The sequence below is a fragment of the Williamsia sp. M5A3_1d genome, from assembly GCF_053345315.1.
In genome coordinates, this window is record NZ_JBKEZX010000004.1 from 36,759 (window position 1) to 52,844 (window position 16,086).

Consider the following 16,086-nt stretch of genomic DNA (forward strand, 5'->3'; position numbering starts at 1 on the left):
CGTCCGCGTCAGAAGTTCTCCAGCAGTATCAAGGATCGGTGAGTTCCCCGGTGTCAGTGGTGGATCCAATCTCGGCGACAGAAGCGGCCGAGCACACGCAACAGGGCGCGGCCGTCGTGGTGGACATGCGTCCCCAGGTGGTTCGCCATCAGGGAAGCCTCCCCGGGGCGGTGATCGTCGAGCCCGCCGACCTGACCGCGGCGTTCGAACCGACCTCGCCGCGTCGGATGCCCTGCGTCTGCGACATGAACGTCGAGATCGCCGTCGTGTCGGTGCGCGCGCAGGCCCGCCGCATCGCCGAGCAGATCGCGGCGCTCGGCTACACCAACGTGCGCTACGTCGACGGCGATTTCCCGGCCTTCCGGTCGGCATTGCTCGCGGGCTGAGAAGAGCCCCGCGGTCGATCCTGCCGCGCGTCTCGTCGCGCTCGGCGGTCATCGAATATCGTGTGCACCCATGAATGCGAAGGTCAGCGCCCGAGCAGGTAGCGTTCTGTCTGCCCGGGTCCATAGACCTGAGGTTCACCTCGAGGTGACCCGACGACCTCGACCGCTGCTGGTGCGGGCGAAGAGGACCTGATGACCGAATCGATGTCCGTCGACGATCGACGCGCACGGGTGTTGCGGCTGTTGCAGTTCCTGCACGAGCTCATCCGTGCGAAGTCCGATGTCGTCCTCAACGTCGACGACCACGAGGCCCTCGTCTGGCTCGGCGACGACCACGGTCTGCCCGTGCGCGGAAAGGCCGCCCCGGGTGAGCGGTTCCTCGAGCTGCGATCGACCGGCGCGGGCGCCGAGAGTTACACCAGCGTCGCCGGCATGCTCGACAACCTCGCCGAACGACCCGAATCCCTCGAACTCGTGGTGGCGACCGGTCTGCTGACCATCGGTGCCGATGCATCCGAGTCCGGCGACGGCGACGTCCCGGCGGTCAACCAGCACCTGCTCACCCAGGCCGTCGTCGCCGAACACGACCACACCGCCGGCACCATCTCGATCAGCCTGGCCGGTGACTCGGTCCCCGAACTCCAGGACAGCCACCTCCTCACCGGGGTCGACGGCTTCGATCTCGGGCGTTCGGGGGAGATCGCCGAACTCCTCGCCGCGCAGCCGTCGGTGCTCGCGCCCGCCGTCGCCGACATCGTGGAGACCTGGCGTGTCACCGTCCCGACCGGTACGACACCCGTGACCGTCTCCGCCACACCGGCTCTGGTGCTGCGCAACCGGGGTTCGGGTGCGATCCTCGGCTACTACGAGGCGATGATGGCGTCGCTGCGTGACGCCGAGGGCGATGCCTCGATCCCCATCGGCCTGGCCCAGCTCGTCGAGCCGATCGAGTCCGACGAACGCGTCGCGAGACTGGCCGAGGCCGGCGCGATGTCGGCGGGCGAACTCGTGGAGGACGCGCTCTACCCGCTGGCCTCGAACGTCGAACAGCGCGACATCCTCGCGCAGCTCGGACTCGACAGCGGCGTCGTGGTGGAGGGCCCGCCGGGCACCGGCAAGACCCACACCATCGCGAACCTCATGGCCGCGCTGTTGGCCAAGGGGCAGCGCGTCCTGGTGGTGAGCGAGAAGGCCCAGGCGTTGCAGGTCCTGCGCGACAAGCTCCCGCCGGAACTGCGTGAGCTCGCCGTGGCGATCACCGACGTCACCAAGGACGGATCGTCGTCGCTGGTGGAGAGTGTGGAGGCGATCGCCGCCCGCAAGGGCTCGTTCCAGTCGCGCGTGGTCACCTCCGAGATCAAGAACCTGCGGTCGAAGCGTGATCAGGCGCGCGCCAAGCGCGAGCAGATCCTGCGGGAGATCTGGCAGCTGCGCGAGTCGGAGACCGAGAAGCACGAATGGGTGGCCGCGGGGTACAGCGGCACCGCCGCGCACATCGTGCGGACCTGCCAGGAGGTCGCCGACCGATATGACTGGCTGCCCGGTCCGCTCGAGTCGGCCCTTCCGCCGCTCGACACCGACGAGATGGACCGACTGCTGACGTTGCTCCGCGAGCGCGACGACACCTGGGCGAGTCGCCTGGCCCAGCGTCTGCCCGACCTCGAGTCGTTCCTGCCCGGGTCGGTCGAGCTCGACTCGATCTGTGCGCGTATCGCTGAGCAGCCCAGCGAGAAGATGGTCGGGAGCGGTTCGCTGCTGGCCATCCTCTCCGACGTCGACAGCGGTCGGCTGCTCACAATCAAGAACCAGTGCGACCACCTCGGTGCCGCCGTACGCGAGGTGCGGACATTCCCCGAACACCTGCAGCAGATGGCCGAGCGACTGCTCTCCGGCGAGGCCGCCTACCTGTGGAACCGCGTCACCCAGATCTCCGCCGTCATCGACGAGGCCACCCGCCGCGACCGTGACATCGGCACCCACGAGGTCTCCGTCGCCTCCGTCGACGAGATCTCCGGCGCGCCCGCCGGTGCGGCGTCGGTGTTCGACGACGCCGCGCAGTACCTGCGGTCCGGTGGCGTGTGGCGGTCACGGTTCCGCAAGTCGCCGCAACAGCGTGCCGTCGACGCACTCGGTGTCGTGGCCACGGTCGACGGCCGCCCGCCGGCCGACGCCGACACCATGCAACTCGTCGCCGACCACCTCGCCGTGCTCGAGGGCGTGGGCCGCGTGCAGACCGTCCTCGCCGACGTCGACGTCCCGGTCGACACCACCGGGTCGCGATCGTCGCAACTCGGTCAGCTCGTCCGGCTCGACGAGCAACTGGGCTGGATCTCGGAGTTGCTCACCGGACGTGATGCGCTGGTGCGTCAGCTGGAGTCGATTAGTCCCGGTGGACCCCGCCCGAAGAGCATCGACGAGGTCGCCGAGGTGGCCCGCCAGACCGGCGCGATCGCGGCGACCAACGACGCCGTGCTGGCCAGGCGCGAACTCGACGAGTACGCGCGGGGACTGAGCGCCGAGGTCGACCAGGGACCGTCCGACGAGGGTGAGGCGCTGGTCGCGGCCATCGTCGCCGCCGACGCCGAGGCCGTCAAGGAGTCACGTCGGGCGTTCAACTCCGCACGCGCGCAACGCGATCGACAGGGTGCGCTGGATCTGCTCGAACTGCGTCTCAAGCAGAAGGCGCCCGAGCTGCATCGCCTGCTGCGCGAGACCGCCGACGACAGGGAGTGGGACGCGCGCCTGCGGGAGCTGACCGACGCCTGGTCGTGGCGCCGCGCCTATTCGTGGGCGTCGGACCGCAGCGACCCGAATCGCGAGTCGCGGCTCGAGTCCGACCTCGACGCCGTCGAGGCCGACATCGGACACTTCACGGCCGGACTCGCGGCCGCGTGCGCGTGGCGGGAGTGCCTCGAGCACATGTCCGTAGCGCAGGTGCAGGCCCTGCAGTCCTATCGCGACCACATCACCAACCTCGGCAAGGGATCGGGCAAGCACGCCGAACGCTTCCGACGCGCCGCGCGATCGGCGATGACGCAGGCCCAGGGTGCGGTCCCCGCGTGGATCATGCCGATCTCGCAGGTCCTCTCGTCGATCACCCCCGAGCAGAACTCGTTCGACGTCGTGATCGTCGACGAGGCCAGCCAGGCCGACATCACCAGTCTCTTCCTGCTGTGGCTCGCGCCGCGCGTGATCGTCGTCGGCGACGACAGGCAGTGCGCGCCGGGCGCATCCGGCGCCTCCGGCCTCGACGACGTCTTCGCCAAACTCGACACCTACCTGCCCGACGTACCGCAGTACATGCGCGACAGCCTCACCCCGCGGTCGAGTCTGTTCTCCATGCTGCGTACGCGTTTCGGTCACGTGGTGCGGTTGCGCGAACACTTCCGCTCGATGCCGGAGATCATCGAGTACTCCTCGCGGCAGTTCTACCCGGACTCGCCGCTGGTGCCGGTGCGGCAGTTCGGCGCCGACCGGCTTGCGCCCCTGCGCACGGTCTTCGTGCCCGACGCCGTCGCCACCGGGGACAGCTCGGCGCTGACCAACAGTGTCGAGGCCGACGCACTCGTCGAGGCATTGGTCGCCTGTGCCGGCGACGAGCGGTACGCGGGCCTGAGCTTCGGCGTGGTGGTGTTGCAGGGCCAACGCCAGGTCGACCTCATCACCCAGCGCCTGCGCGCGGCGCTGACCCCCGAACAGTGGCACGAGCGGTCGCTGCGCATCGGCACGCCGCCGGACTTCCAGGGCGATGAACGCCATGTGGTGTTCCTGTCGATGGTGGTCTCGGTCGATCGGAACCCGGTGTCGCTCACCAGGAGTGAGTCGCAGCGCCGGTTCAACGTCGCGGCGTCGCGGGCGATGGAGCAGCTGTGGCTGTTCCACTCCGTCGCCTCGACCGATCTCAAGCCGAACGACCTGAGGTTCTCGCTGCTGTCGTACATGGAACGCACCGAGGGTGCGCTCGTGGATCCGATGCCGTCGGTGGTGACCGTCGACGAGCGTTGTGAGCCGTTCGAGAGTCTCTTCGAGCAGCAGATCTTCCTCGATCTGACCGCCCGGGGATATCACGTCAACCCGAAGGTGTCGGTGAACAACCGCGTCATCGATCTCGTGGTGACCGGTGCCGAGGCCCGGTTGGCTGTGGAGTGCGACGGCGACGAGTTCACCAGCACACCCGAGCAGGCACGCGCGGACATGGAACGCGAGCGCGAACTACGACGCTGCGGGTGGCGCTTCTGGCGCGTCCGCGAGTCGGAGTACCTGCTCGACCCCGAGCGCGCCCTGGCCGGGCTGTGGCGGGAACTCGATGCTCGCGGTGTCGCCGCGAACTCCGTCGCCGGCGGCGATGTCGCGCAGGCGGCGCAGACGTGGGAGCCGATCGATCTCACCGGCGGCGAGTGACGGCGCCCCAGCTGTACTGACCGAGCCCGTCAGGTGCCGTCGGGCATCGCCGCGCGGACGGCGGCCACCGTCGCGTCGGGGTCGGGGTCGCGGCGCATCACCAAGCCGCGGGCGAACGACAGTCGGTCGCCGTGGTGGCGGGGGACCACGTGCACGTGGGTGTGGAAGACCGTCTGGAACGCCGCACGTCCGTCGTTGATCATCACGTTGACCCCGTCTGCCGCGATCGACGACGACCGCAGGGCCGCACCGATCATCCGGGCGGTGTCGAACAGTCTCGTCCCCATCTCACTGGTGATGCCGGCGAGATCGGGGTGGTGCTCGCGGGGGATGACCAGCGTGTGACCCGGCCGTACCGGGCGGATGTCGAGAAAACCCATCACGTGGTCGTCGGAGTAGACCATCCGTGCCGGGGCGGTGCCGGCCACGATTGCGCAGAACACGCACTCACTCATGTCCGCCACCCTAGGGGGCGACCTGACGGCGCCGTCGAGGCGCCGGGAAACGATGCGGCCAGTCGTCGACACGGTGTGCCCGCGCGACGGTGATAACGATTCGGTAACGAACTTCGATGGGTTTCGTCCCCTGCCCAGGCCGGGCGGCGCAACGCCCTCACGTGGGGCTTCACGGAGAGTCGGGGGCGTGAGGGGGCGACCCCGCGAAGTTACCCGTGGGGTTACCCGCGGGTATACCCGGCGGTCACCGCAAAACATGAGGGATCCCTCATTTTCGTGTGCGACGATGTTTCTCGTGCCGTACGGGGTTACGGCGAGTACCCCGGAGCCTCGATTCCGCACCGCGAAATCGGAACTCCCTCGACTCGACCCCACCCCCGTTGCGCACCAGGCCTTTTCGACCGCCTCGATGATGAGCCAGCGGTCAGCCGAAACGACACTTCCCGCCACCGGAGACGCCCCTGCGCAAGGGTCGTCGATGCCGTGGCACGCACGACCACATCGAGGAGATCATCAGTGACCGTTCACCAGTTCCGCAGCGGCCCCGGGGATTCGACATCGTCGCACCGACCCGACGAGACCTTGATCAGCCGCCTGCGGTCCGGTGACCGGTACGCGGTCAGCTTCGGCGGTCAGGGCATCGCGTGGCTCCCGGCACTCGCCGAACTGGTCATCGACGCCGAGCTCGACCGTTCGATCGGACAGATCGTCGACGCCGCAGAGCATCTGCTCGAACCCGTCGTCGACGAGCTGGCCGCCCAGCGGCCCGACGGCTTCCACCCGCTGAGCTGGGTCCACGCGCTCGGCGCCGACGAGCCGGTCCCCGCGGAGACCACCCTCGCAGGTCCGGCGATGTCGGTCCCCGGCATCCTGCTGTCGCAGCTCGCCGCGGTCGCCGCGCTGCGCAAGCAAGGTCTCGACACCGCCGAGATCCCGGCCGACGCGGTCGTGGGTCACTCCCAGGGGGTCCTCGCGGTCGAGTCCCTCACCGACCACCACGGGACCACCGGCGGGACGGGCGCGCTCCTCGCGCTGGCCCATCTCATCGGCGCCGCCGGGGCCACCGTCGCGCGCAGGGTCGGCCTGGCGTCGGCCGCGGACGGCACACCGATGATGTCGATCACCAACGTCGTACCCGAGCGTGTCGAGGAACTCCTCACCCGCTACCGCTCGACCATCGCCGACATCGACCTGCACAACGCCCCGGCCCTGGCGATCCGCAACGGTCGTCGCTCGGTCGTGGTGTCGGGATCGCCGCGCCACCTCACCGCCTTCGAGACGATGTGCGACGCCGTCGCCGCCGACGAGGCCGCCGACCGCAAGCGCAAGGTCGTCGGCGGCGCGCCGTTCGCTCCCGTCTTCGACCGCCTGGCCGTCGGCATCGCCTTCCACCACGCCGCCCTCGCGCCGGCCCGCGACCTCGTGGCCGGGTGGGCGCAGCGCTGCGGTCTCGACACCGAGTGGGCCGCACGGCTCGCCGGCGCCGTGCTGGTCGACCAGGTCGACTGGGTGTCGACGCTCGACGCCGTCGCCGACTCCGGTGTGTCCTGGGTCCTCGACATGGGTCCCTCCGATGTGGCGACCCGGCTGTCAGTGCCCGTCCTGCGTGGCCGCGGCATCGGCTGCATCGCGGTCGGACTGCGCGGTGGTCAGCGAAACCTGTTCGCCCCCGGTGGTATCCCCGAGGTGGCGCAGCCGTGGTCGTCGTTCGCGCCGACCCTCGCCGAGCTCCCCGACGGTCGCCGGGTCGTCGAGACGTCGTTCACCCGCCTCACCGGCCGGTCGCCGATGCTGCTCGCCGGCATGACCCCGACCACCGTCGATCCCGCCATCGTCGCCGCGGCGGCCAATGCCGGTCACTGGGCCGAGCTCGCCGGCGGCGGCCAGGTCACCGAGGCGATCTTCGCCGACAACGTCGCCCGCCTGACCGAGCTCCTCGAGCCCGGGCGCCAGGCGCAGTTCAACGCGCTGTTTCTCGACCCCTACCTGTGGAAGCTGCAGCTCGGCGGAAAGCGCCTCGTGCAGAAGGCCCGCGCCGCCGGTGCTCCCATCGACGGCGTCGTGGTCTCGGCGGGCATCCCCGAACTCGATGACGCCGTCGCCCTCGTCTCCGAACTCGCCGACGCCGGCATCGCCCACATCGCCTTCAAGCCCGGCACGGTGGAGCAGATCCGCGCGGTGGTCCGCATCGCCGCCGAGGTGCCCTCGCACCCGATCATCGTCCACATCGAGGGCGGTCGCGCCGGTGGTCACCATTCGTGGGAGGACCTCGACGACCTGCTGCTGGCGACCTACGCCGAGCTGCGCTCGCGCACCAACGCCGTGATCTGTGTCGGCGGCGGGATCGGCACGCCTGCGCGGGCCGGTGACTACCTCACCGGCGCGTGGTCGCAGGCGCACGGATACCCGGCCATGCCCGTCGACGGGATCCTCCTCGGCACCGTCACCATGGCCGCGCTCGAGGCCACCACCTCGCCGGCGGTCAAGCAACTCCTCGTCGACACCCCCGGGTGCGACACCTGGATCGGTGCCGGGCACGCCGACGCGGGCATGGCGTCGGGTCGCAGCCAGCTCGGCGCCGACATCCACGAGGTCGACAACTCCGCGTCGGCGTGCGGTCGCCTCCTCGACGAGGTCGCCGGGGACGCCGAGGCCGTTGCCGAACGGCGCGACGAGATCGTCACCGCACTCGACCGCACCGCCAAGCCCTACTTCGGCGATGTCGCGTCGATGACCTACCGGCAGTGGCTCACCCGCTACGCCGACCTCGCCGTGGGCACCGAACCCGGACCGTCCCCGGTGTGGGCCGACGTCACCTGGCGGCAGCGCTTCACCGAGATGCTCCAGCGCGCCGAGGCGCGCATGCACCCGGCCGACCGCGGCGAGGTCGCCACCGCGTTCGCCGACGACCGCGCCACCGACGCGCCGCACGCCGCGATCGACGTGTTGGGCGGTCTCTACCCGGCCATCGACACCGACGTGCTGCACCCCGCCGACGTCGCGTTCTTCCTCGGCCTGTGCCGCACCCCCGGTAAGCCGGTCAATTTCGTCCCCGTCGTCGACAAGGACGTGCGCCGCTGGTGGCGCAGCGACTCGCTGTGGCAGGCGCACGATCCGCGCTACGGCGCAGACGAGGTCTGCATCATCCCCGGCCCCGTCGCGGTCGCCGGGATCACGACCGTCGACGAGCCGATCGGCGCCCTGCTCGACCGGTTCGAGGCGCATGTCGCCGACGACATCGCCGCCACCGGTGCCCGGCCGACCGCGGTCAGCAGTCGGCTGCGTCGCGGTCTCGTCGACGGGGCGGGCGTACTCGCCGACGTCATCGAGACCGACACCGTGTTGTGGGCCGGACGGATCGTGGCCAACCCCATCGCCCTCCTCGGCGACCGCGGGGCCTGGACGGTGCTCGACGGCGGACACGATGTCGACGCGGCCGGCTCCCGGCGGGCCGAGCACGAGCCCACCGGGTCGGTGCTCGAACGCACCCACGGCGGAGTCGTTCTCACCGTCCCGATCGCGACGACCCGTGTGTCCATCGCGATGACCGTCGGAGCGTCCCTCGCCGACGGCGGCAGTCCCGAGGTGTCCCTCGATGCCGCGGCCTCGGCCATGGGCGCCATCCTGGGTGTGGCTGCGGGCCACGCACTGCCCGAGGTCGTCGACGGCGTCGCGACGACCACCGTCCGCTGGACCGCAGACCTGCCCGCCGATCATTCGGCGGTCACCGCCCACACCCTGCCCGGCCACCTCTCGGCGTCGGTGCCGACGGGCAGCGCGGGATTCGCGATCCCCGACAGCCTCGTGGGGCTCACCTGGCCGAGCGTGTTCGCCGCCATCGGTGCCGCCCGCACATCTGAGGGGACCCCCGTCGTCGAGGGCCTGCTCGACCTGGTGCACCTCGACCACGCGGTCTCGACCGCCGCCGTCCTGCCGCGCGTCGACACCGAGCTCGTCGTCGTCGCCCGCATCGGTGAGGTCGTCGACACCGACCTCGGTCGCGTCGTGGAGGTGTCGGTCGACATCTCCGGCGACACCGGTGCCGTCGCGTCGATGACCGAGCGCTTCGCCATCCGCGGTCGTCTCGGCGGCGGGTCGCTCGCCGAGCCCATCCGGGCCGGCGGGGCGATCGGCACCGAGACGACCGCCACGCGCAAGCTCCTGCGTTCGGCCACCGTCACCGCACCCGCGCGCATGCACGGTTTCGCCGCGGTCTCGGGCGACCGCAACCCCATCCACACCGATGCCAACGCCGCCCGCCTCGCCGGGCTGGGGGAGCCGATCGTGCACGGGATGTGGCTCTCGGCTGCTGCCCAACACGTCGCGACCGCAACCGATTCCGCCCAACCGGTACCCGCCGCGCGTCCGCTGATGGGGTGGACGGCCCGCTACATGGGCATGGTCCGCACCGGCGACCGGGTCGCGATCCGCGTCGACCGTGTCGCACTCGACCACGGCTGCGAGATCGTGGAGGTCACCGCCAAGGTCGACGACGCGCTCGTCATGACGGCCACCGGGCGGCTCGCCGCCCCGCGGACGGTCTACGCGTTCCCGGGTCAGGGCATCCAGAGCACGGGGATGGGACTCGACGCGCGGAGTCGGTCGAAGGCCGCCCGTGAGGTCTGGGATCGCGCAGACGCACACACCCGCGCCGCGTTGGGTTTCTCGATCCTCGCGGTGGTCCGCGACAACCCCACGACCCTCGTGGCCAACGGCACCACCTACAACCACCCCGATGGCGTCCTCTTCCTCACCCAGTTCACCCAGGTCGCCATGGCGACACTCGGCGTCGCGCAGATCGCCGAGCTGACCGAGTCGGGCGGATTCGTCACCGACGCCATCACCTGTGGTCACTCCGTAGGCGAGTACAACGCGTTGGCGGCGTGCGCCGGTGTGCTGCCGCTCGAGGCCGTCCTCGAGGTCGTCTTCCAGCGCGGCGAGGCCATGCACCACCTCGTGCCCCGCGACGCCGACGGTCGCAGCGACTACCGCCTCGCGGCGATCCGTCCGAGCCAGATCGGGCTCGTCGACGACGACGTCATCGCCTTCGTCGCCGAGATCGGCGCACAGTGCGGCGAGTTCCTCGAGGTCGTCAACCTCAACCTGCTCGGATCGCAGTACGCCATCGCGGGCACGGTCCGCGGCCTCGAACATCTCGAGGCCGAGATCGACCGTCGCCGTGCGCAGTTCGGCGGTAAGCGGGCGTTCATCCTGATCCCGGGCATCGACGTGCCGTTCCACTCCACCGTGCTGCGCGCCGGCGTGCCCGAGTTCCGTCGTCGGCTGCAGGAACTGCTGCCGGAGTCGTTCGATCCCGACGTCCTCATCGGCCGCTACGTGCCGAACCTGGTACCGCGGCTGTTCACCCTCGACCGCGACTTCGTCGCAGAGATCGCCGCTCTGGTGCCGTCGGACCCGCTCGACGAGGTCCTCGCCGACTGGGATGCGGCCTCCGCCGACCGCACCGCCCTGGCCCGCACGGTGCTCATCGAGCTCCTCGCCTGGCAGTTCGCGAGTCCCGTCCGGTGGATCGAGACCCAGGACCTGCTGTTCTCGCCACGGGAGACAGGCGGTCTGGGCGTCGAGCGTTTCGTCGAGGTCGGCGTGAAGTCCGCGCCCACCCTCGCCGGGCTCGCCGCCAACACCCTCAAGCTCGACGAGTACGCCGGGGCCTCGGTGCAGGTCCTCAACCTCGAGCGCGACGACCAGGTGGTCCTCGCCCTCGACGCCGACCCGGAGCCCGAACCCGACGTGGAGGACTCCGACGCCTCGGCCACCGACGAACCCGTCGAATCCGTGCCGGCCGCGGAATCGTCGGCGCCCGCTCCGGTCGCGGCCTCGGGCGGCCCGCGCCCCGACGACATCGCGTTCGTCCCGGCCGACGCGGTCGCGGCCGTGATCGCGCTGTGGACGAAGATGCGTCCCGATCAGATCGGTGCCGCCGACAGCATCGAGGCGCTGTGTGACGGTGTCTCGTCGCGGCGCAACCAGTTGCTGCTCGACATCGGCGGCGAGCTCGGTCTCGGCGCCATCGACGGTGCGGCCGAGGCCGACATGGGGGCGCTGGCCACCACCGTCAACAGCCTGGCCCGCGGCTACAAGCCGTTCGGGGCGGTCCTCGGTGACGCGATCTCCGATCAGCTGCGCAAGGTGGTCGGGCCACTGAACAAACGCCCCTCGTATGTGTCCGACCGCGTCTCGTCGGTGTGGCAGCTCGGCCCCGGGTGGGCGTTGCACGCCACGGTCGCCGTCGCGCTCGGCAGCCGGGACGGCGTCAGCGTCCGCGGCGGCGACCTCGGCGGGTTGTCGTCGGGACCGATCGGCGGTGTCGAGGCACTCGATGCACTCATCGACGCGGCCGTCGCCGAGGTCGGTGCACGACGCGGCGTCAGCGTCACCAAACCCTCCGCAGAGGGTGGAGCCGGCGCCACGGTCGATCTCGCCGCGCTCGGCGATCTCACCGAACAGTTCACCGGCCGCACCGGGGCGCTGGCAAGCGCCGCCTACGCGATCCTCGACAAGCTCGGACTGAACACCACGGTCACCTCCGAGACCGACGACGAGGCCGATCGCGGCCAGGCGGTCGTCGACCGCGTCAGCGCCGAGCTCGGCGCGGACTGGATGCGCACCGTCGCCCCGACGTTCGATGAGCGCACCACCGTGCTCATCGACGACCGGTGGGCGTCGGCCCGCGAGGACCTCGCTCGCCTGTGGGTGACCGACGCCCATGTGCTCGACACCGATTTCGAGCGCATCACCGCCCGCTTCGCCGGTGCCGGCGACACCGTCGCCCACCACGCGACGTGGTGGCAGGGCAAGGCGTTGCACGCGGCCTACCCCGTGCACGCCCGCACCTACTCCCACATCGCCCACGCCGCACAGGATCCCGCGCCCGGCCGGTGGACCGACGAGATCGCGGTCGTCACGGGCGCGAGCGCCGGATCGATCGCGGCCGCCGTCGTCGCCACGCTGCTGGGCGGCGGTGCCACCGTCATCGCGACGAGCTCGCGGCTCGATCCCGACCGCATCGCGTTTTTCCGGAAGCTGTACCGCGACAATGCTCGCGACGGGGCGGCGCTCTGGTTGGCCTCGGCCAACATGAGCTCGTACACCGACGTCGACGACCTGGTCGCCTGGATCGGCGCCGAGCAGACCGAAAACCTCGGTGGCACCACCGGCGTGGTGAAGCCGGCGATGAAGCCGACCCTGCTGTTCCCGTTCGCCGCACCGCGTGTGGCCGGTGACCTCACCGACGCCGGCGGTCGTGCCGAACTCGAGATGAAGGTGCTCCTCTGGTCGGTGGAGCGTCTCATCGCCGGGCTCGGCGCCCTCGGGGCCGATCACGATCTCGCCGCACGACTGCACGTGGTACTCCCCGGTTCGCCCAACCGGGGGATGTTCGGGGGCGACGGCGCCTACGGCGAGAGCAAGGCCGCCCTCGACGCCCTCGTGACGCGGTGGGGTGCCGAGGAATCGTGGAACTCCACGGTGACCCTCGCCCACGCGCTGATCGGGTGGGTTCGCGGAACCGGGCTCATGGGTCACAACGACGGCATGGTCGCCGCCGTCGAAGCCGCCGGTGTCCGTACCTGGGCCACCGAGGAGATGGCCGACGAACTGCTGGGTCTGTGTGCGCCGCAGGCGCGTACGGCGGCCCGCGAGAAGCCCGTCGTCGCGGACTTCACCGCCGGACTCGACCCCGCGTCGATCGATCTCAAGGCACTCGCCGCGGCGGCCGGCGCCGAGCAGTCATCCGCCGACGAGGTCGCCGACCCGGCGACGTCGACGGTGGCGGCGCTGCCGGCACCCGCGCGTGCCGCTGCGGTCACCACCCCGGCGTGGCCCGCGCTCGACGTCGCACCGGAGGACCTGGTGGTCATCGTCGGCGCCGGCGAGCTCGGTCCATACGGCAGCGCCCGCACCCGCTTCGAGATGGAGGTCGACGAGGAGCTCTCGGCGGCCGGCGTCCTCGAACTGGCGTGGAACACCGGGCTGATCGTGTGGGAGGAGACCCCGAAGCCGGGCTGGTACGACACCGCGTCCGGTGATCCCGTGGCCGAGAGTGAGATCGCCGACCGCTACCACGACGCGGTCGTCGAACGCTGCGGCATCCGTCGCTATGTCGACGAGGGCGCCATGGTCGACAACACCTCGCCGCTGCTGACGTCGGTGTTCCTCGACGAGGACCTGACCTTCGGCGTCGCCTCGGAGGACGAGGCACGCGCCTTCGCCGCGTCCGATCCCGAGAAGACCTCGATCACCCACGACGGCGAGACCGGTGAGTGGACGGTCACCCGACGGGCCGGCACCGAGATCCGTGTCCCACGCCGGTTCACGTTGAGTCGCACCGTCGGTGGGCAGATCCCGACCGGGTTCGACCCGACCCGCTGGGGTATCTCGCCGGACATGGCCGAATCGGTCGACCGCGTGGCGCTGTGGAATCTCGTAGCGACCGTCGACGCGTTCCTCGGCTCGGGTTTCGAGCCGTCGGAGCTGATGCGCTGGGTGCACCCGGGTCTGGTCGCCAACACCCAGGGCACCGGCATGGGCGGCATGGAGTCGATGCGTTCGCTCTACATCGACACGCTGCTCGGCGAGTCGAAGGCCAACGACATCCTGCAGGAGGCGCTGCCCAACGTCGTCGCCGCACACGTCGTGCAGTCCTACATCGGCAGTTACGGCGCGATGATCCACCCGGTCGCCGCCTGCGCGACCGCAGCGGTCTCGGTCGAGGAGGGTGTCGACAAGATCCGCCTCGGCAAGGCGCTGTTCGCCGTCGCCGGTGGATTCGACGACCTCGGCATCGAGGGGATCGTCGGCTTCGGTGACATGTCGGCCACCGCCGACTCGGCGAAGATGGCCGCCCGCGGCATCGATCCGCGACGGTTCTCCCGCGCCAACGATCGCCGGCGCGGCGGGTTCGTCGAATCCCAGGGCGGGGGAACGGTTCTGCTCGCCCGGGGTGACGTCGCCGCGGAGATGGGTCTGCCGGTCCTCGGTGTGGTCGCGTGGGCGCAGAGCTTCGGAGACGGTGTGCACACGTCCATCCCGGCGCCGGGCATCGGAGCGCTGGGTGCCGCACGCGGTCGTGATCGTTCGCCGATGGCGAAGGCGCTCACCGCGCTCGGCGTCAGCGCCGACGATGTCGCACTGGTGTCGAAGCACGACACCTCGACCAAGGCCAACGACCCCAACGAGGCCGACCTCCACGAGCGTCTCGCCGGCGCACTGGGTCGTAACGACGGAGCCCCGCTGTTCGTGGTGTCGCAGAAGTCGCTGACCGGCCACGCCAAGGGCGGAGCGGCGGCGTTCCAGCTGATCGGGCTGTGCCAGATGCTGCGCGACGGCGTGATCCCGCCGAACCGGAGCCTGGACTGTGTGGACGAGACCATGCGCAAGCACGATCACCTCGTGTGGGTGACCGAGCCCCTGCGACTGGGGGAGCGGTTCCCGCTCAAGGCCGGCCTGCTGACTTCTCTGGGCTTCGGTCACGTGTCGGGTCTCATCGCGGTGGTGCACCCCGAGGCGTTCGTACAGAGCCTCGATCCCGCTGCGCGCGAGGACTATCGACGTCGCGCGGCCAAGCGTGGCCGCGCCGGTGCGCAGCGGATGCTGGAGGCGATGTGCGGCGGCGACGCCCTCTATCGTCGCCCGCCGAACCGTCGGCTCGGTGACGGCGGTGTCGACTCCGAGCGGGAGGCGGCCCTGCTGCTCGACGAGACCACGCGGCTCGACACCGACGGCAACTACCCGCAGGTGGTCGGCGCCCCGTGACGGTGATCGGGATCGGGATCGACGTGGTGTCGATCCCGGAGTTCGCCGAACAACTCGCGCAGCCGGGGACGACGTTCGCGGATCGGTTCACCGTCGGTGAGCGTCGCGACTCGGCGGCGGGCACCGCGGAGGACGCGAGGCACCTCGCGGGCCGGTGGGCGGCGAAGGAGGCAGTGATCAAGGCGTGGTCGGTGAGCAGGTTCGCGCGGGCGCCGGTCATGCCCGAGATCCGTCACAGCGACATCGAGGTCGTCACCGACACCTGGGGTCGTCCGGCGATCCGCCTCGGCGGGGAGATCGGGCGACACCTCGAGGGTTCGACGGTGCACATCTCGCTGACCCACGACGGGTCGATCGCGGCCGCTGTCGCGGTCCTGGAAGACGAACCGGCGAGCTGAGGAGTTCGGGTCAGCCCGCGGGGCCGTCCTCGAGGAGAAGATATCCGCCGAGCATGCGTTTGAGCTCGGCGACGGTGCGCGCGTGGTCGTGGCCGTCCTGCACCGAGAAACTCAGCAGCGAGTAGGCCGTGTGCACGAGAACCTCCGACATCATCACCCGCCTCGTGCGTTGGCTGGGGGTGAGCGGGGCGATGATCCGTGCCACCTGATCGGCGATCGCGCGTTCGTGGATCGTCGCGGTCGCCCGGGTGGCCGGCGTCGACTGCACGGCGAGCCACACCGCCCGCCGCGACGGGTCGTCGCGCCAGAGGGCGGCGAGGTGGTCGATGAACTTGTCCAGCAGGCGGATCCAGTCGAGCGAGGGGATCTCGGCGGCGAAGGCGGCGAGCTCGTGCTGGACGCCGACGGCGTCCTGGCGATCGAGTTCGCAGACGATCACGTATTTGTTGGCGAAGTACTGGTAGAGCGTGCCGATCGGGACATCGGCGCGTGATGCGATCTCCTCGCACGTGAGGGATTCGAACCCGACCTCGATCAGCAGCGAGCGTGCCTCGACGAGCATCGACTCGAAACGGCGTCGGCTGCGCTCCTGCGTCGGGCGTTTACGCGGGACCAGCGGCTCGGGCGGTGAGGCGCCGCGCTGCGTGGTGCCTCTCGCGTCGGGCATCTCGT

General features: G+C 70.5%; 6 protein-coding genes. 4 read left to right on the forward strand and 2 right to left on the reverse strand.

Features of this window, described 5'->3' with window-relative positions:
- The first annotated feature begins 50 nt into the window (after positions 1 to 50).
- Together ACLBW1_RS17130 and ACLBW1_RS17135 are read left to right on the forward strand one after the other, a co-directional pair.
- A complete protein-coding gene (locus tag ACLBW1_RS17130) occupies positions 51 to 386 on the forward strand; it encodes a rhodanese-like domain-containing protein (RefSeq protein ID WP_434218155.1) in 336 nt (111 codons plus the stop codon).
- A 192-nt stretch (positions 387 to 578) separates the two neighbouring features.
- Positions 579 to 4,787 carry an AAA domain-containing protein gene (locus tag ACLBW1_RS17135; RefSeq protein ID WP_447813040.1) on the forward strand — a complete coding sequence of 1,403 codons (4,209 nt, stop codon included), beginning with the start codon at positions 579 to 581 and terminating at the stop codon, positions 4,785 to 4,787.
- A gap of 29 nt (positions 4,788 to 4,816) precedes the next feature.
- Here ACLBW1_RS17135 and ACLBW1_RS17140 read toward each other — a convergent pair whose 3' ends face one another.
- On the reverse strand, positions 4,817 to 5,242 hold the full coding sequence (locus ACLBW1_RS17140) for an HIT family protein (RefSeq protein ID WP_447813041.1): 426 nt from the start codon (positions 5,240 to 5,242) through the stop codon (positions 4,817 to 4,819).
- 516 nt (positions 5,243 to 5,758) lie between these two features.
- Between ACLBW1_RS17140 and ACLBW1_RS17145 the strand changes: the two genes are divergently transcribed.
- Positions 5,759 to 15,016, forward strand: coding sequence for a fatty acid synthase subunit beta domain-containing protein (locus ACLBW1_RS17145; RefSeq protein WP_447813042.1), 9,258 nt, complete (start codon positions 5,759 to 5,761; stop codon positions 15,014 to 15,016).
- Complete coding sequence (gene acpS, locus ACLBW1_RS17150; RefSeq protein ID WP_447813043.1) at positions 15,013 to 15,414, forward strand: holo-ACP synthase AcpS; 402 nt, start codon at positions 15,013 to 15,015, stop codon at positions 15,412 to 15,414. The genes ACLBW1_RS17145 and acpS overlap by 4 nt, the downstream gene beginning before the upstream one ends.
- A gap of 10 nt (positions 15,415 to 15,424) precedes the next feature.
- On the opposite strand, the gene ACLBW1_RS17155 is transcribed toward acpS, so the two are convergent.
- Positions 15,425 to 16,081 (reverse strand): TetR/AcrR family transcriptional regulator, encoded by a 657-nt coding sequence (locus ACLBW1_RS17155; protein WP_447813044.1) that lies wholly within the window; start codon positions 16,079 to 16,081, stop codon positions 15,425 to 15,427.
- Positions 16,082 to 16,086: the final 5 nt, after the last annotated feature.